Consider the following 18,065-nt stretch of genomic DNA (forward strand, 5'->3'; position numbering starts at 1 on the left):
AGCCTGCTGAAAGCCGCCGCGGAGCTCGGAGTCGTCTGGGTGATCGAGCGAAACGGGCTCACCCATCACAGAGTTCGTGATTCGCGCCAGTGCTGGCGGCAGTCAAGACGAGGGCCGAGAGTCCCCTTAGACGCGGGTGCTAGGCGAAGCTTCCCATGCGCTGAGATACTTGTCCGGAAGCTGCAAACGGGCGAAGTTGTCGAGCACATCAAACGCTCGTTCGATACTCTCCTTTGTATTTTGCGCACCAAGCCATTCGCCAAAATAATCAAAGGTGCGCAAGCTCTCTGATACTTGATAGGCGAAACTGAAGCTCGTCATCCGCCCTTCCGGCATCTTGAGGTAAAAGACCTGTGTGCCGTAAAGTAGCAGTTGAACCTCGCCCGCACTCGGGTCGGCGGCGAGGCAAACCCCGCGTCCATTGAAGTAGTCTTGCGCAATCCTGTTCATCTGATGGATATCCGAAACGTACATTTTATCCCTCCGGCGGTGTCATCATCATCGTAGACGGATTATACTCGTAGCCATTGCTTTGCAAGAAGCGATACTCCCAAGTCAAGAACTTGCCTGTCCCGGCCCGGGGGTCGACTGTGAAGTTGATCGGCACGTTGTCCTCGATGGCTTCTTTGAGGAAAGGCTTATTGTAGAGCTCGAACATTTCCTCGTCAGTCAAGCCATACTTGGAAACGAGGTCTTTCCACATGTCGTTCGTGGAAGAGGAAGGCATATTGAAGTACCTGTCTCCAATCGCCGCCGCAATTTCTTCGTAACTGTCTGGACTGCTTTCGATCCACTTACCAAGCGTCACCCTATCCGCATCCATGTTATGGGTGCTGGCTTCGTACCCGTCCGCCCACTCGGACACGCTCATCAATGGCTTGCCGTTGATGACAACTCTGCCATTATCGATCTTGACGGTGGGGCTGCCGTCGAAGAGTTTAGTTGCGAGGGCCTTCAGCGCCCGCACTTTCCCTGCCGCCTTCGCGATGGTGGTCGCAGCTCGAACACCGCGGAGCACGCCGCCGATGCCGGAACCGAGCAGCGCCAGGTTGAACACGACTCGCCCGAACGCGGCTCCAGGCTGATCCGCCCAGAGATCTACGGCGAAGAACTCTCCGAGCACGGCTCCGATCGTTTCGCCGGGGTTCGCGATGACATAGGCAATCGTGTCACCGATCTCACCGAACCTTCGCGTGAAGTTCTCCCACCACGCATCGGACCACTGCTGCCCCCCGTTGATCTGGTCAACGATGAAGCGGAACGGATCGAAGGTCTCGAACACCCACCATGCCGTCTCCGCCGTGCCCACCACGATCTCTGCAATACCGCCGAAGATTCCGCCCCAGATCAGATCAGGCGCAAAGAAAAGAACCTTGTCCCAGCCGTTGCGATCCTCTGGATCGGAGGGTGGCCACCCTGCGGTTGGTCGGATTGCTGCGGCGACATCCGCCGCGACCGCGTTCAGCGTGCCCAGAGCGCTCGCGAGAGTCGTCTGCGCTTGCGCGTTCAGCGCTGCACCTCGGTCCACGAACAGCGGCGGCGCCTGAACAGCGGCCGCGGCTGAGGTCGACTGCGCGGCCACTATCGCCTTCCGGTGCTCGGCTTGGGACTGCGTGGTCAACGCATCTGCGCGCGCGGCCAACTGAATTGCCTCGGCCGCTGCAGCGCGCGCCGCGCCGAAGGCCGACTCCCAAACGCTCATCGCCGAGGACGCGCGCGAGAACGCCGCGGGCAGTGCGGCAACTCTTTCCGGCTCCCGCAACGAGACCTGCGCGAACTGATCCGCGCCGACACCCTTCCAGCCCTGCACCCGGACACCGCTGAGCGTCGTCGCCACCGCCTGAGATGGGGTGATTCCCGCACCAAGCATGTCTCGCGCCGAGACGATCGACCCGAGGTCGCCCGGCACAAGATCTTCGACGCGAGAGAAGGAGGTCACCACCGTCATGATGATCTCCCGAGCCGATCTGCGCGCTGTGCGATCAACTCGTCGGCGCGTGCCACGTCGTTCGCCACGCCCACAAGCGTGCCCTTCGCGACGAGAAGCACATCAGTGCGTCGACGCACATATGTGCTCCACTCGCCCTGGAAGGCACGAAGCGCGTCCGCAACTTGCGGCGACCCGACATCACCGACGACGAGATCATGGATCGGGAGCGCGGACAGACTGTTGGCGGCGCCCTCGAATCGTCGGGCAGCCGCGTTCATTTCATCACCATCAGCCTCAAACACCGGCATCATTCGCCTCCCTCGAATCCGCGCTTGCACCCGGCATGCCTCCGCTGATCACTCCTTGGCCATCGCGCTCGAGATTGATCGCCAGCGTCGGAGCGCCGTTCCTCGGCGATGGATGCGGCAAGCGTGCAGCAAGGTCGATGATGACGGTGGGTTCTGCGCTCGGGTCGATCGCGAGAAGGCGTGCGCGGATCGGCAACGCAAACAGCCCGGCTCCTGTCACCCGCACCCAATCGAAAGCCTCGACGTCCGCTCCGCTTCGCTCCTGCACGAACGCCGTCAGACGATCGAGACTCGAGAACACGGGTGTGACCAGGTTCGCCCCCGAATCGAGAATCGGCGCTCCCAGATAATCGGGCTTCTCGAAGTACATCTCTGCCGTGTCGAACAGCGTCCACAACTTCGAACCGTCGACATTGCCACGGGCGAACATCTCGGCCACCTCGACGAGGAACGCCGCCTCGGAAGCACTCTCCGAATCAGCGTCCCCGTCGTTGGGTGTCGGCGGCGCCTCATCCGGCACCTGCATCGCGATCAGTTGATCTTCGAGGCGATCTGGGAGTCGAACTCGCGACCCGCGTTCGCCGTGCCGCTGATGAACGCCGAGATCTCGGTCAGCTGGGCGATCACGGTGTTCGCGCTCTGCGTGTAGCGCGTGTAGGCGTCGTTGAACTTTCCCGAGGCCTGGTCGGTCACGAAGCCCGAGGCCACGAGCCCCTGGATCTTCGTCTGCATGCCCTGCAGCTTCTGCGTGATCTCTTCGCGGCCGGCGTCGAGGTCCTTCGCCGCCGCGTCCATCTCGTCGTAGCTGAGCTTCACATTCGCCATGACAACATCCTCCGATTTCTCGGCACGAGATGATTTCTCGCGCCCCCGATCGGTTACATTAGCCGAACGCGTTCGCAAAATCGCCAATTCTGGCGATATACCAATTCGGGACGCGGCCGACAGGGGGGTCTGTGAGGCTCAAGTTCACGCTGCTCGAAACCGGGCACGACGGTCAGAATCGCGCGCGCGACATCGTCGTGACGGCCGACGTCACCGCGACGGTCGCCGACCTCGCCCGCACCGTCATCCGTGCCGGAGCGGGCGACGGACGACTACTCCCGCATGCCCTCGACCGGACGGCCTCGCTGACGATCCTCGTTCACCGTCGCGGCGGGAGGGCCGTCGTTCTCGACCCCGCCGATCCGATTGGTATATCGGGCGTGCAGGCCGGAGCGGTTATCGAGGTAATTCGCGAGCAGGATGCCGGAAATGCGGAGCGAATGGTCGAACCAGCGGGATATATTGACGTTCTCGACGGGCCGCAATCCGGTGCGCGATATACCATTATTCAGGGCCAGAACGGTATCGGCCGCGAGCGCACGAACCGCGTCGAATTGCATGATCGCAGCGTCTCCCGGCACCACCTCGAGATGACCGCGTTCGGATCGATCCGCAGCGTGCGAGACCTCGGTTCCGCGAACGGCACCGACCTCGTCACGGCATCCGGCGAACTGCATCGCCTGACGGCCCCGACCCACCTCTCGCACCCCACCGTGCTGCGTCTGGGCGACGTGCACCTGCGCATCCATCCCGTCGCCACCGGTGGACCGGGCGCTCCCCGGGCCCGCGCGACCGTGCGCCATCAGCGGTCTCCCCGGGTCGATCCCGTACACGCGCCGACGCCCCTCGAACTGCCCTCGCCGCCCACCCCGGCAGAGCCCTCGCGCTTCCCGCTCGTCGCGATGGTGGCACCTCTCGCCATGGGCGCGGCTCTCTTCGCCGTCACCCAGTCGGCCCTCAGCATCGCCTTCGTCGCGCTGTCGCCGCTCATCATGATCGGCAGCTGGCTCGACGGCCGCGTCGGACAGCGCCGTCGGCTGAAGAAGCAGCGTCGCGAGTTCACCGAAACGCTGGCGACCGTGCGCGACGAGGTGACGCGACGCCACGAGGTCGAGCGTCCCGCTCGCCAGCAGGAGAGCGTGCCGCTCGCCGACCTGCTCACCGCGGCTCGCGACCGCACTCCGGTGCTCTGGACGCGACGGTCGGAGCACCGCTCCTACCTCGAGATCCGCCTCGGCAGCGGCGAGCTGCCCAGCCGCACCGTGCTCGACCTCCCCTCCCGCGGATCCTCCACCACCGAGGACTGGGCCCAGGTCGAAGACGCCCACACCGCGCTGTCATCGATCGCCGACGTTCCGGTTCTCGAACGCCTCGACCTGAGCGGGTCGCTCGGCATCGCCGGAGAGGGCGTCTGGGCCGACTCGATCACGCGCTCGGTGCTCGTGCAGCTCTTCGGGCTGCACTCCCCCGCCGACGTGGTCTTCACGGCCTTCCTGCCCGACGCCGAGACGAACGCCCAGGCAAGCGCCCAGACCCACGCAGGCGCGGACGCCGTGACGGGCAGGCACACGGATGCCGACTGGGACTGGCTCAAATGGGTGCCGCACGCCGATTCGGTCTACAGCCCGATCCGCACCCCGCACCTCACGGCGACCGCGCGCGACCGGGCGCTCCTGCTGACGGAGCTCGAGGGGATCATCGCGACCCGCACGGCATCCGCCTCGTCACGCACGATCCGATCGCGGGACCAGTCCCAGGCATCCGACACCGACTCCCGACTCGCCGCCGTCCAGAAGCAGCCGCTGCTGCCCACGATCATTGTGCTCGTCGTCGCCGGCGACGACGACGCGGAGCAGGACCTCACCCGCCTCGTGGGCCTCGCCGAAGACGGACCCGACGTCGGCGTGCACGTGATCTGGGCGGCACGCTCGATGGCCGATGTCCCGGCCGCCTGCCGCACGACCGTCGACGCGACCACGACGCCGACGACCGCGCATTTCGTACGCTCGGGAACCGTCGTGACGCTCGACACCGTCGAACGTGTGGACGTGCCCGAGGCCGAGGCTTTCGCCCGCAGTCTCACTCCCGTCGTCGACGCCGGCGCTCGAGTCCTCGACGAGAGCGACCTGCCCCGGAGCGTGAAGCTCGCTGACATCGATCGGCGCAACCTGCTCGACGACCCCCGCGAGGTCATCGCCGGCTGGGAGAGCACCGACTCGCTCACGAGCCGTTGGACGCCGGGCGCCGAGCGCGACCCCGGCACCCTTCCCGCCCGCATCGGCCAGAGCGATGCCGGAACCGTCGAGATCGACCTGCGCACCCACGGCCCTCACGCCCTCGTCGGCGGCACGACCGGTGCGGGCAAGTCGGAGTTCCTGCAGACGTGGATCCTGTCGCTCGCCGCAGCGTATTCTCCCGACCGCGTCACCTTCCTGCTCGTCGACTACAAGGGCGGAGCGGCCTTCGCCGACTGCGTGGCCCTGCCCCACACCGTCGGCCTCGTCACCGACCTCGACCAGCACCTGGTGCGCCGCGCGCTCACGTCGCTGCGGGCCGAGCTGCGTTACCGGGAGGAGCTCCTCAACGAGCACGGCGCGAAGGACCTCGCCGGTCTCGAGCGGCGCTCCGAGGTCGCCGCCCCGCCCCTCCTGCTCATCGTCATCGACGAGTTCGCCGCCCTGGCGAAGGAGATCCCGGAGTTCGTCGACGGCGTCATCGACATCGCCCAGCGCGGGCGCTCGCTCGGGCTGCATCTCATCATGGCGACGCAGCGCCCCGCCGGTGTCATCGGCGACAACCTGCGCGCCAACACCAACCTCCGCGTCGCGCTGCGCATGGCCGATGCGAGCGACAGCAACGACGTCATCGGAATCGCGGATGCCGCGCACTTCGCCCCGGAGACGCCGGGGCGGGCCGTGGTGAAGATCGGTGCCGGCCGGGTCGTGCACTTCCAGACCGCCTACCTGGGCGGACGCTCCGACGGCCAGCACCGCGATGCCATCGACCTGAGCGACCTGAGGTTCGGCCATGCCCGCCCGTGGGCCATCGCCCCAGAACGCGCCGGCGGAGACACGGGGGCCGCGGCATCCGCTCGTGACATCGAACGCCTGGTGCGCAACATCCAGGTCGCCGCCGACACCCTGCGACTCGAACGCCCCCGCAAACCCTGGGTCGATCAGCTGCCCGCGTTCCTCGCCCTGCCCGGCGAAGCCGCGGGCAGCGCCACCGACTCCGATCTGCTCATATCGGTCGGTCGCGTCGATGACCCCACGCAGCAGCGTCAGACCGATCAGATCGTCGACCTCAAGGCAGCCGGCAATGTCGCGATCTTCGGTGCGCCCGGCGCCGGGAAGACCACGGCACTCATCACCTTCGCGATCGCCGCGATCCTGCGCGACGAGAGGACGCGGATCTACGGCATCGATGCCGCGAGCGGACGGCTGGCCACGCTCATCGGGCTGCCCGCCACCGGCGACATCGTGCCGGCCGACGACACCGACCGCGCCGTGCGCCTGCTCGGAATGATCCGCGACCTCATCGACGAGCGCGAGAACGACCGATCTCCGGCCTCGCCCGTCATCCTCCTGCTCGACGGGTTCGGGGCCTTCCGCGACCTGTACGAGCACCACGGACCCGACACCGGCATGTTCACCGCACTCGTCGACATCCTCCGTGCGGGGCGGCACGTCGGCGTGCACGTGGTCGTCGCCAGCGAGCGCGCGATGTCGCTGCCGAGCGCCATCGCGGCGAGCATCGGCGAGACGTTCGTGCTGCGCATGCTCGCCGACCACGACTACGGCATGGTCGGCGCATCGGCCGACATGCTGCGCACCGCCCCGGCAGGACGGGCCATGCATCTCTCGTCCGAGCGGGAAGTGCAGTTCGCCATGCCCGCATCCGCACCCGACGACGAGGCCCTCGACACCGCACTCGCTCACATCGCGCAGACACTGCGCTCCCGCGGGATCGAGAACGCGCCCGGCATCCCGGAAGTCCCGACCTCGCTCGCGCGACACGAGCTGCCCCGCGCCGCGAACCCCCAGGCGTTCGCCGTCGAGACCACTCGCCTCACCGCCGTCGACGTGCCCCTCACCGGCATGATGCTGGTCACTGGACCTGCAGGATCGGGGCGCACCACTGCGGTGCGCAGCATCCTGGCCGCCCGGCACGCGCACGCCGCGGAGCACGGCATCCCGCTCGATCTCGCCCTGCTCTCACCGCGTGCGTCGACGCTGGCCCACGACGTCGCGTGGAGCCATCGCGGCGACTCCGCGCAGGATCGCCCGGATCTCATCACGGCGCTCATCGAGGCGCTCGGTGGGACACCGCGTACGTCGACGGCGTCGCTGCTCTCGGCGATCCCGCTGATCGGCAGCACCGCCGCTCCCGCCGACGAGCCCGAGCCGGTCCGAGCGCCGCTCGCGTTCCCTCGTGCAGGGCATCAGGGGATCGTGGTCATCGAGGACGTCGGCGGTTTCGACGGCAGCGGTGACGAGTCCGCCCTGGCGACGCTGCTCAAACTGCTGCGCCGCAGCGACCTCACCGTGATCGTCGAGGGCGAGAACGCCACGCTCACCTCGGTCTGGGAACTCGCGAGCCCCCTCCGCGGTGCGCGATGGGGACTCGCCCTCCAGCCGGACGCCAACGACATGCCCAGCGTCTACATCGCGAACTTCCCCCGCGCCCGGCGCGCGGACTTCCCGCCCGGTCGGGGCTTCCTGGTGCGGGGCGGCGCGGTGACGGGCGTCCACGTCGCCCAGCCATAGCGGGGGGGCTCAGGGCCCCGGGGTCAGCGGGCCCGGGGTCAGCGGGCCGCGGTGCTCGAACGCACGACCAGCGACGTCGGGACGACCGACGTCGCCGGCGCCTCGGCCGCGGCATCCGCTCCCCCCTCGATCTCGGCGACCAGCGCGGCGACCGCGCGGTCGGCGAGCGCCGGGAAGTCCTGTCGGATCGTGGTGAGCGGCGGGCGGTAGTTCGCGGCATCCGGCACGTCGTCGAACCCGACGACCCCGACATCGGTCGGCACCCGGCTGCCCGCGTCCTCCAGACCGCGCACGAGTCCGAGCGCCATCTGGTCGTTGGCGCAGAAGACGGCGGATGCCGCGGCCAACGACCCCGCGGCGGCATGCCCGGAGTCCGACGACCAGTCGCCGCGCACGACAACGGGGGGACGGATGCCGTGGGCGACGAGCGTCTCGCGCCAGCCGCGTTCGCGCTCGGCGGCGGCGAAGGAGTCGGCGGGTCCGGCGAGGTGGTGCACCGTCTCGTGGCCGAGATCGAGGAGGTGCCGGGTGGCCGCGGCTGCTCCGCCGGCGTGATCGCTGTGCACGGCGCGAAGGCCGTGATCGGCGATCGCATCGACCACCACGAGACGCAGCCCCGCGGGGCGGGCGGCGGCAGGCACGAGCGCGGAGGCCTCGTTGAGCACGATCGCGCCGTCGACCTCCTGCTCGGCCAGCCGGTCGAAGGCCGCGTCGACCCCGGCGGATCCCGCGGCGGCCGTGACGACCGTGAGGGCGTAGCCGCGTTCGGCGGCGGCTTCGGCGGCGGCCTGCAGCATCCGGGAGTTGCCGACCGTGGCGAGCGTCGTCACGACCAGGCCGATGGTCTGCGAGCGCCCGGTGCGCAGCGCACGGGCGGCGCGGTGCGGGCGGTAGCCGAGGTCGGACATGGCCCGCTCGACCCGGGCGCGGGTGGCGGGGTCGACGCGCGGGCTGTCGTTGACGACGCGCGAGACGGTCTGCCCCGACACCCCGGCGCGAGCGGCGACCATCGCCATCGAGACGCGGCCCGACGTCGGTCGCGGAGAAGAGGTGGGGTCGTTCACTCCTCCATGTTGACGTAATCACGACCGCGGATCTATCATGTTTACGTGAACACGCCTGAATCTGCGGAGATGCGCATCGACAACCTGAGCGCCGGCATCGTCAAGCGCGCGACGCTACTCGCCGACGGCCGCGACATCATCTACTACGACGACCCCGACACGACGCTCGGCGCCGAGCGCGCCGTCGACGCCCGCACGCTCGACCCGCGGCCCGCCACCGCGACCATGCGGCAGGACGTGCTCACCGGCGACTGGATCACCGTGGCGGCCAACCGGCAGAACCGCGTCATGATGCCGAGCGCCGACGCCGACCCGCTCGCCCCGCAGACCCCGACCAATCCGTCGGAGGTGCCTTCGCGCTACGACGTCGCGGTGTTCGAGAACCGCTCCCCCGCGTTCGGCCCCGCCCTCGCCGACGCCGTCGGCACCGCCCCCGCGGCGAGCGACGCCCCCCGCGGCCTCGACGACCTCGACGCCCTCGGGCTCGGCCGCACCCGCACCTCGGTCGGCCGCTGCGAGGTCGTGTGCTTCAGCCCCGAGCACTCGGGATCGTTCGGCACCCAGTCGGTCACCCGCGCCCGCACCGTGATCGAGGCCTGGGCCGACCGCACCGCCGCGCTCTCGCAGCTGCCCGGCATCCAGCAGATCTTCCCGTTCGAGAACCGCGGCGAAGCGATCGGCGTCACGCTGCCGCACCCGCACGGGCAGATCTACGCGTACCCGTACGTCACCCCGCGCACGGCCAAGCTCCTCGACTCGATCGACCGCACGGCGCCGGACCTCTTCGCCCGCATCCTGGAGTTCGAGCAGGCATCCGAGCGGGTCGTCTTCCGCGGCGAGCACTGGACAGCCTTCGTGCCCTTCGCCGCCCGCTGGCCCCTCGAGGTGCACCTGATGCCGCACCGCCACGTGCCCGACTTCGCCGCCACGACCGAGGCCGAGCGCGACGAACTCGCCCCGCTCTACCTGCGTCTGCTGCGCGGCGTCGACGCGCTCTACGACACCCCTACCCCGTACATCGCCGCCTGGCACCAGGCACCGGTGAACGTCGGCCGCGACACCGTGCGCCTGCACCTGCAGCTCACGAGCCCCCGCCGCGCTGCCGACAAGCTCAAGTTCCTCGCCGGCTCCGAAGCCGCGATGTGGGCTTGGGCCGCCGAGGTCACCCCCGAGCAGGGGGCGGCCCGCATTCGCGACGCCATCGCATCCGCCGAGGCCGCAGCCGCGGCATCCGCCCCGACCTCCGAGGAGACCCCCGCATGACCGTCACGGAGACCACCGCTCAGGATGCCGCGCGCGCACTGTTCGCCGACCTGACCGACCGCACGCCCGACGGCATCTGGTCGGCACCGGGGCGCGTCAATCTCATCGGAGAGCACACCGACTACAACGAGGGCTTCGTGCTGCCGTTCGCGATCCCGCACCGCACGGTCGCCGCCGTCGGACTGCGCGACGACGCCCGCATCCGCGTCGTCTCGACGTTCTCCGACGAGACGGTCGAGGTCGGGATCGACGAGCTCGACGGGCTGTTCCCGACCCTTCGACAGGCTCAGGGACCCAGTGGAGAGACGCCGGCCGTTCCGGAGTGGGCCGCGTACCCGCTCGGCGTCGCGTGGGCGCTGCGACTCGCGGCTCCGGAGGGCGCGTTCCGCGGGGTCGACATCGCGATCGCCTCCGACGTGCCCGTGGGTGCGGGGCTGTCGTCGTCGGCGGCCATCGAGGGCGCGACCGCGACCGCGCTGAACGACCTCTGGCACACCGGACTCGACCGCACCGCGCTCGCCCGCGTGGGCCGCCGCGCCGAGAACGAGGCGGTCGGCGCGCCCACCGGCATCATGGACCAGATGGCATCGATGCTCGGCGAGACCGATGCCGCGATCTTCCTCGACTGCCGCTCTCTCGAAGCGCAGCTCGTCACGGTCGGCGTCGCCGAGGCCGGTCTCGCGATCCTCGTCATGGACACGCGCGTCAAGCACGCCCACTCCACGGGCGGCTACGGAGAGCGCCGCGCCTCGTGCGAGCTCGGCGCCGAGATCATGGGTGTGCCCAGCCTCCGCGACGTGTCGACCTCCGACCTCCCCCGCGCCGAAGAGCTCATGGACGACGTGACCTTCCGCCGTGTGCGGCACATCGTCACCGAGAACCAGCGCGTGCTCGACACGGTGCGGGTGCTGCGCGAGCAGGGCGCCCGCGCGATCGGCGACCTGCTGGTCGCCTCGCACGCCTCGATGCGCGACGACTTCGAGATCTCGGTGGCCGAGCTCGACACGGCCGTCGAGGCCGCGCTGGCCGCCGGCGCGCTCGGCGCGCGCATGACGGGTGGCGGATTCGGCGGCGCGGCGATCGCGCTGATCGAACAGGATGCCGTCGCAACCGTGTCGGATGCCGTGACCGCGGCCTTCGCCGACGCGGGCTTCACCGCCCCGCACCTGTTCACGGTCGTGCCGTCGGCGGGCGCGCACCGCGACGCGTGACCGGCACTGTATCGGTGACGGCGGCGCCGGAATCCACAGCATCCGCCTGAGAGAATCGAACCCGGAGTCGCGCGGTCGTGCGCGGCCGGAGAGGAACGCAATGTCCTGGATCGTCACCGGCGGCGCCGGCTACATCGGCTCGCACGTCGTCCGCGCCCTCGCGGATGCCGGGCTCACCCCGGTCGTCCTCGACGACCTGTCGAGCGGTGTCGCCTCGTTCGTTCCGGAGGGAGTGCCCTTCGTGCAGGGCAGCATCCTCGACCGCGACCTCGTCGAGAAGGCGCTCCGCGACCACGACGCCCAGGGCGTCATCCACGTCGCCGGCTACAAGTACGCCGGCGTCTCGGTGCAGCGCCCGCTGCACACCTACGCGCAGAACGTCGAGGGCACCCGCGTGATCCTCGAGGCGATGGAGGCCGCGGGCGTCGCGAACATCGTCTTCTCGTCGTCGGCCGCCGTCTACGGCACCCCCGACGTCGCCCTCGTCGTCGAGGACACGGCCAAGAAGCCTGCCAGTCCCTACGGCGAATCGAAGCTCATCGGCGAGTGGCTGCTGCGCGACCAGGCGGTCGCCACCGCCGAGTCGGCGACCCCGCTGCGGCACACCTCGCTGCGCTACTTCAACGTCGTCGGATCGGCCGACCCGACGGTCTACGACGTCAGCCCGCACAACCTCTTCCCGATCGTGTTCGAGGCGCTGCTCGACGGGCGCACCCCGCGCATCAACGGCGACGACTACGACACCGAAGACGGCACCAACGTGCGCGACTACGTGCACGTGGGCGACATCGCCGCCGCGCACGTCGCCGCCGCGCAGCGTCTCGCCGCCGGTGAGCCGATCGAGCCCGCCTACAACCTCGGCTCGGGCGACGGCCTCAGCGTGAAGCAGATCATGGACGCGATGGTGCGCGTCACCGGCGTCGAGTTCACCCCCGAGATCGGCCCGAGGCGCCCCGGCGACCCCGACCGCATCGTCGCCGACGGCACCCTCGCCGCCCGCGACCTCGACTGGCGGATGCGGTATTCGGTGGATGAGATGGTGCGCACGGGCTGGGAGGCTCGGGTTTCTTCTTCTTCGTCTTCGTCTTCGTAAGGTTCTTGTGGGGCGGGCGCAGGGATGCCGCCTTCGCTCGCAGAACGGGCGCCCTCCCCGCAAGCGGGTCCCCTCCCGATGCTCGCGCCGGCGGCATCCCTGCGCCCGCCAGTGGCATGCGCGGGCTCGCCCTACCCCTTCTTGGCAGGTAGCTGGCTCGCGCCGGCGGCATCCCTGCGCCGGCCAGTGGCATGGCAGTAGGGGCGGGTACGAGCGCTCTCAGCTTGCTGGGTTGGCGGCGGGGAGGTCGCGGGTGCGGATGGGGTAGAGGAAGAAGCAGATCCAGGCGAGGGCGACGAAGCCGACAGGGATGACGGCGAGCATCAGACGGATGCCGCCGTCCACCGCGTCGGGCTGCGCGTCGCCGAGCGCGGCATCGAACCCGGATGCCGTCAGCACCCACGCCGCGACGATCGCCTGCAGCACGACGGAGCCGCGCACGATGAAACCGTTGACCCCGAAGTAGGCGCCCTCCCGACGGTGCCCGGTGCGCACGGCATCCTCGTCGATGATCTGCGCCAGCACGACCTCGAGGAGCTGCAGCAGACCGCCGACGCCGATGCCGACCGCGACGCCCACGAGGGCTGCGGCGAGGATGCTCGTCGGGGCGAGGAACCCGAGCACCGAGAGCCCGAAGACGGCCACGCTCCACAGCAGTGCGGTGCGCGGGCTGGTGCGACGAACGGCTGCGCTCCACAGCACGATCGCGGGGATGGCGGTCACGAAGATCGCCCCGAGCAGGATGCTGCCCTCCCCCTCGGGGGCTCCCAGCGAGTAGCGCACGTAGAAGGGGAGCGCGGCGAGGATCACGGCGATCGCCGTCTGGATGAACAGCGAGCCGATCACATAGGGCACGAAGGCCCGGTTCGCGAACGTGTACCGCATCTGCATGCCGAACGGCAGCGGAGCCGCGACGGATGCCTCGGGCACGCGCCGCTCGACCATCCCGCCCGCGAACGACCAGACGAGGAACGCGAGGCAGACCGTGCCGAGCACGATCGCCATACCGGGCCAGCCGATCGGGGAGGCGTAGAGCAGCGGCGCTCCGGCGGTGCCGAGGATCATGCCGAGGATCGCGAAGATCTGCCGGGGGACGTTGCCCCGCGCACGCTCGTCGGTGGTGCGGAAGATCTCGGGGAACAGGGCCGAGATGTTGAGCACGACCACCACGTAGGCGATGTCGTACACGGCCACGACCACGAGGAACCAGACGATGAGGCCCGCGGTGGGCAGCTCCGGCGGCATCCACACCAGCGCGAACGCCACGACCAGCGGGACGATCCCGAGACCGATCCACGGGATGCGGCGTCCCCACGGGGTGCGCAGGCGGTCGGAGATCGCGCCGACGAACGGGTTGAGCACCGCGTTCAGGATGCCGTGGGCGATCATCGCCGCGGCCACCCACCCCGCCGGCACCGCGAGGTGCGAGACGTAGAAGTAGACGATGAACGCCGAGAAGGTCTGCGCCATCAACTGCGTGGGGAACCCGGAGGCCCCGAACGCGATCGACTGCGCCCGGGTGGGGGCGGCGTCGAGCCGCCGGTCGCGCAGACGCTCGGTGAAGGTGGTCATCGCGTGGTGCCTCTCTGCAGATCGCGCAGCGCCCGCCAGCCGATGCGCACGAGCCCTTCGTCTTCGATGACCCGGAGTACGACGGGGTCGGCGAGCAGTCGTCGCTCGAACTCCCGCTTCGGTGAGGCGAAGTCCACGGCTGCCCGCAGCTCCTCACCGTCGACCATCGGATGCAGGTAGATCTCGGTGACCCCCGCGGGCACCGCGCGCAGCAAGGTCACGAAGCCGTCGCGCACCTGCTCGTAGGTCTCCTCCGCCGCAGTGCCCTCGCCGACGAGTTCGAAGGGGTGCGACCACAGCCGATCGATGATCTCGACACCGAGCGAGTCGGCCGCGGCGGCGGCGCGCGCGAGCTTGTCGCGCAGCTCGGCATCCGATTCGGCACCGTCCATGCGGCGCGGGAGGCGGAAGGGGAGCCCGTTGGCGGCGGCCAGCGCGAACACCTGCTCGAGGAAGTCGCGGCCGGTGGCGAGGCCGTAGACCGAGCCCATGTGGTTGTCGAGGTGCGTGACGTCGACGCCGGCATCGAGCGCGGTGCGCAGCTGCGCGGCGATCTCGGCGGCGACCTCGTCGTACGCCGCGCGGGTCTCGACCGCGACGACGTCGACGGGGAAGAATCCGTCGCCGTCGATGAGTGAGGCAGCGGCCGTGAGCGGGCGCCAGCGGTAGCGGGTCCACTCGCTGGTGAGCACCAGATGCACGCCGACGTCGAGGTCGGTGCGGGATGCCGCGAACGCGAAGGCCTCGGGCGACCACGAGCACGGCACCATGATCGTGGCGGAGTCGACGAGGCCGGCATCCAGCAGCTCGGCGATCGCGACGTTGGCCGCATGGCACATGCCGAAGTCATCGGCGTTGAGGATGATCCCGCGGGTTCCGGGGGCGTGCCCCAGCCGTTCGATCAGGTCGGAGGGTGCGGTCATCGTCGGGTCCTGTCGGAAGTGCCGGTCAGCGGCCGGGCTTTTCGGGTGTGGTGAGAACGCGGGCGAAGAGCGTGGCACGCAGGGCGGATGCCGCTTCGCCGACCGCGCCGACGAGTGGAGCCTCCGGGCCGAAGCTGGAGACGACGAACCGCAGCGGAAGGCGGGCGGAGTACTCCTCGGCGACCTTGTGAATGACGTCGACGAGCACGGGGTGCGCGGCCTGCCCACTGAGGATGAACGCTTCGGGGTCGAGGACGAGACCGATGCTGCCGGCGACGAGCGCGAGGCGTTTGCCGAGCTCGAGCGCCATCTGCATCGCCGCCTCGTCACCGGCGGCCGCGGCATCGAGGTGCTCTTCGAGGGGCGCGTTCTGGTCACGGCCGTTGATGAGCGCGAGGTCGGCGACGACCTGGTCGTTCACGACGGGGGCACCGACGGGCAGGGGCGTCTGCGGCAGGTACATCACTTCGCCCGCCACGCCGGAGAACCCGCGGTGCAGGGCGCCGTCGATCACGGTCCCGGCACCGAGGCCCTCGTCGAGCAGCAGCAGCGAGAAGCTCGACAGCTCCGCGCCTGCACCGGCGGTGAGTTCGGCGAGGGCGGCGAGGTTCACGTCGTTCTCGATGCGCACGGGGCAGCCGAGCCGGTCGGTGAGAGCCGAGCGGAACGCGCCGCCGTCCGGCCCCTGGTCGTTGCGGATGCTGCCGTCGGCGGTCACGATGCCGGGCACGCCGATCAGCGCGAGGTGCAGGGGTCCGGCGACGGTCGCATTGCAGCGGTCGATGAGCGCGGCGATGTGCGCGACCCGGGTCTCGTTGTCGTCCTTCCGCGGGAAGTCGCCGTGCGCCTCGGCACGGACCGCCCCGGTCGCATCGACGAGCACGACGTGCGCCGCGCGGTGGTCGACGTGCACGGCGGCGGCGAATCCAAGGTGCGGGTGCAGTCCGACCTTGCCTGCGGCCGGTCCGCGCGAGCTGCGGTCGACACCGTCTGGTGCGACCGCCCCGGCACTCTCGAGCATGCGCAGCACCTGCGTCACGGCGGTGCGCGACAGCCCGGTGGCCCCCATCAGATCGGTGCGCGTCTGCGGACCGTCACTGGCGAGCGTCTCGAGGATTGCGCGCCCGTTGATCGAGCGCAACAGTGTCTGCGGTCCAGCGAGGGGCCTGCTCATCGCGCTCCGGTCGGTCTTTCTGTGAGAGGTTCGATCTTGTCCGATTCGCCGATCCCCCATCGGCTTCATCGAGCATGGCATACCGGAGGCCCACGGGTCGACACTTCGTGTCGCATTCGGACGTGCGCAGAATTCCTTGACCTGTGGCCACTTCTGGCGTGGGCACCTGCACCTGACGGAGGGTCGGCAGCCCTGGCGTCCGTCGGTGCTCACCGGTGCGGTCACGCGGTTGTCTCGCGTGGTCTCGTGTCGTCACACGGTGGCCAGCGAAGAAGACGCGGTGATCGCGCACGATCGCCCGCCGTGCTGCGGTGTCGCGCGAGGTCATGCGTGAATCGGCCGATGTGCGGAAGGCATGCTGGTGCGGGCACGCGTTCGTTGTCTTGCTGGCTTGATATGTCGCGTCGTGGGTCGGGGTGTTCGCCATTTTTGGTGGGGGTCCCACCAGGCGGGTCCGCGGATCTCGGGTGCGCCGTTTCGCATGCGTATCTGCCACCCGGAGGTGTCGAGGGTGCGGTGGTGGTGCCAGCAGAGGGTGACGCCGTTGTCGGTGCTGGTGGGTCCGCCGCGGGAATGTTCTGTGACGTGGTGGATCTCGCACCAGGCCGCGGGCACGTGGCATCCGGGGATGAGACATTCCTTGTCGCGGAGGGTGATCGCCCGGCGTTGGTGGACAGTGAACACCCGGTCGGTGGAATCGATTCCGATGATGCGCCCGTCGGGGTCGGAGACCACACGTTGAATCGTGCCGCCGCAGGCGGTGTGCCGGGCCGTCGCGAGCGAGACCGGGGCGTCGATCCCATCGACATGCGCCCACCCCCGCCCGGACGCATAGTCCTCCGCGGTCACCGACACGACCAGCGTCGGGGCTGCACCGCCCAGGGAAGGCATGTCAGCGTGGCGGGCAGCGATGCCGAGGACCGCCGCGAGGGCGTCGTGTTGTTTCTGCGCCCGGGATCGGCCATCGACCATGCCGCCGGGATCACCGGACGGCAGGAGACCATCCGACGGGAGGCCGTCGTCGAGACCGTACGTCTCGCCGATCGATGCGTCGTCAGCGGAGGGGAGGAATCGCACTCCGCCCGCCATCACCTCTTCTGGTCGCGGGGGCGCCGGGACGGGTGGTCCGTCGACTTTTGGGTTCAGATACGCATCCCAGATCCGCTGCAACTGCCCCGCCGTCTCGGGGAGTAGCAACCCGCGGAGCGGGATCACCCCATCCTTCACGCGGCCAAGCACGATACCCCGCGCACGCATCGCCCGCTCCTCCGCGGGTTCCGCGCCGTCCGGGTCGAGGTACGTCACGATCACGCGAGAGAGGAGCTTGAGGTCCTCGGGCGTCGCAGGCGGGCCCGCTTCGAGCCGGCGATCCGAATCCTCCTCGTCGCTGTCCGTGACGGCGACGAGCCCGCGCGCGTACTCGGCCAGTTCGACATCCGCCCGCAACCGGTCGGCCGCACCAATCCGCGGCCCGGCCTGCTCGACGGGTCCGGTCGCGGCGAGCAGTCCCGCGATCCCAACGGCTCCATCCAGTAGTGCTTCACGCAGGGCAGGCCACCGAGCGGGCAACGAAGCACCCGAGGAAAAGTCCAGATCTCGCCGCACGATCTTCCCCGCTTTCACGACCCGTGCCGCCTCGGACACGTCGGTGCGGAGGACCCGTTGGATGAGTTCGTTCATCGTCCGGCATCCGAACCTCCCGCAGAATGCGAGCTCCCCCGACCCGGCGGGACGTTGATCGACCGACCCGACCGTCTCCACGATCACCGCATCCACCCGGCGGGCAACCTCGCCCGCAGCGCGGAGCACCTGCATCTTCTCGGCATCCGACAACCCCGCCACGACATCGGCGCGCAGCACCGCGACCAGGTCGGTGGCGACCCGGTCCAGGAGTTCGGCGGTGCTGTTCATGACATTCAGCCCACCAGGGGCCACC

The 18,065-nt window shown here is 69.4% G+C and carries 14 protein-coding genes; 4 read left to right on the forward strand and 10 right to left on the reverse strand.

Annotated features, from left to right (window positions below; genetic code table 11):
* Positions 1-126: 126 nt before the first annotated feature.
* From ACTJKK_RS08500 to ACTJKK_RS08520, 5 genes are read right to left on the reverse strand one after another with little or no spacing between them, the layout of a single operon-like run.
* Positions 127-474 (reverse strand): hypothetical protein, encoded by a 348-nt coding sequence (locus tag ACTJKK_RS08500; protein ID WP_440747649.1) that lies wholly within the window; start codon positions 472-474, stop codon positions 127-129.
* A gap of 1 nt (position 475) precedes the next feature.
* The gene (locus tag ACTJKK_RS08505; protein ID WP_440747650.1) at positions 476-1,948 is read right to left on the reverse strand and encodes a putative T7SS-secreted protein; all 1,473 of its coding nucleotides are present in this window, start codon (positions 1,946-1,948) and stop codon (positions 476-478) included.
* The gene (locus tag ACTJKK_RS08510) at positions 1,945-2,241 is read right to left on the reverse strand and encodes a hypothetical protein (RefSeq protein ID WP_440747651.1); all 297 of its coding nucleotides are present in this window, start codon (positions 2,239-2,241) and stop codon (positions 1,945-1,947) included. The genes ACTJKK_RS08505 and ACTJKK_RS08510 overlap by 4 nt, the downstream gene beginning before the upstream one ends.
* Positions 2,225-2,764 (reverse strand): hypothetical protein, encoded by a 540-nt coding sequence (locus tag ACTJKK_RS08515; protein WP_440747652.1) that lies wholly within the window; start codon positions 2,762-2,764, stop codon positions 2,225-2,227. The genes ACTJKK_RS08510 and ACTJKK_RS08515 overlap by 17 nt, the downstream gene beginning before the upstream one ends.
* Before the next feature lie 5 nt (positions 2,765-2,769).
* Entirely contained in the window at positions 2,770-3,063 is a 294-nt protein-coding gene (locus ACTJKK_RS08520; RefSeq protein WP_247624526.1) for a WXG100 family type VII secretion target, read from the reverse strand.
* 131 nt (positions 3,064-3,194) lie between these two features.
* Here ACTJKK_RS08520 and ACTJKK_RS08525 point away from each other — a divergent pair, with 131 nt between their 5' ends.
* On the forward strand, positions 3,195-7,829 hold the full coding sequence (locus ACTJKK_RS08525; protein WP_440747653.1) for an FtsK/SpoIIIE domain-containing protein: 4,635 nt from the start codon (positions 3,195-3,197) through the stop codon (positions 7,827-7,829).
* 38 nt (positions 7,830-7,867) lie between these two features.
* On the opposite strand, the gene ACTJKK_RS08530 is transcribed toward ACTJKK_RS08525, so the two are convergent.
* A complete protein-coding gene (locus tag ACTJKK_RS08530) occupies positions 7,868-8,845 on the reverse strand; it encodes a LacI family DNA-binding transcriptional regulator (RefSeq protein WP_440747860.1) in 978 nt (325 codons plus the stop codon).
* A gap of 117 nt (positions 8,846-8,962) precedes the next feature.
* Between ACTJKK_RS08530 and galT the strand changes: the two genes are divergently transcribed.
* The 3 genes from galT to galE all read left to right on the forward strand — a co-directional run bounded on the left by galT (position 8,963) and on the right by galE (position 12,460).
* Entirely contained in the window at positions 8,963-10,156 is a 1,194-nt protein-coding gene (galT, locus tag ACTJKK_RS08535) for a galactose-1-phosphate uridylyltransferase (RefSeq protein ID WP_440747861.1), read from the forward strand.
* A complete protein-coding gene (galK, locus tag ACTJKK_RS08540) occupies positions 10,153-11,367 on the forward strand; it encodes a galactokinase (protein WP_440747654.1) in 1,215 nt (404 codons plus the stop codon). The genes galT and galK overlap by 4 nt, the downstream gene beginning before the upstream one ends.
* Positions 11,368-11,467: 100 nt before the next feature.
* Positions 11,468-12,460: a UDP-glucose 4-epimerase GalE gene (gene galE / locus ACTJKK_RS08545; protein ID WP_440747655.1), complete on the forward strand. Its 993-nt coding sequence runs from the start codon at positions 11,468-11,470 to the stop codon at positions 12,458-12,460.
* A gap of 219 nt (positions 12,461-12,679) precedes the next feature.
* On the opposite strand, the gene ACTJKK_RS08550 is transcribed toward galE, so the two are convergent.
* The 4 genes from ACTJKK_RS08550 to ACTJKK_RS08565 form a co-directional block, all read right to left on the reverse strand.
* Positions 12,680-14,032 (reverse strand): MFS transporter, encoded by a 1,353-nt coding sequence (locus ACTJKK_RS08550; RefSeq protein ID WP_440747656.1) that lies wholly within the window; start codon positions 14,030-14,032, stop codon positions 12,680-12,682.
* Positions 14,029-14,955: a polysaccharide deacetylase family protein gene (locus ACTJKK_RS08555; RefSeq protein WP_440747657.1), complete on the reverse strand. Its 927-nt coding sequence runs from the start codon at positions 14,953-14,955 to the stop codon at positions 14,029-14,031. The genes ACTJKK_RS08550 and ACTJKK_RS08555 overlap by 4 nt, the downstream gene beginning before the upstream one ends.
* A gap of 25 nt (positions 14,956-14,980) precedes the next feature.
* Positions 14,981-16,129, reverse strand: coding sequence for an ROK family transcriptional regulator (locus tag ACTJKK_RS08560; protein WP_440747658.1), 1,149 nt, complete (start codon positions 16,127-16,129; stop codon positions 14,981-14,983).
* A 324-nt stretch (positions 16,130-16,453) separates the two neighbouring features.
* Positions 16,454-18,040 (reverse strand): DUF222 domain-containing protein, encoded by a 1,587-nt coding sequence (locus ACTJKK_RS08565; RefSeq protein ID WP_440747659.1) that lies wholly within the window; start codon positions 18,038-18,040, stop codon positions 16,454-16,456.
* Positions 18,041-18,065 lie beyond the last annotated feature (25 nt).

It is taken from the genome of Microbacterium sp. 22179, assembly GCF_052045715.1.
Taxonomy (GTDB): Bacteria; Actinomycetota; Actinomycetes; order Actinomycetales; family Microbacteriaceae; genus Microbacterium; species Microbacterium galbinum.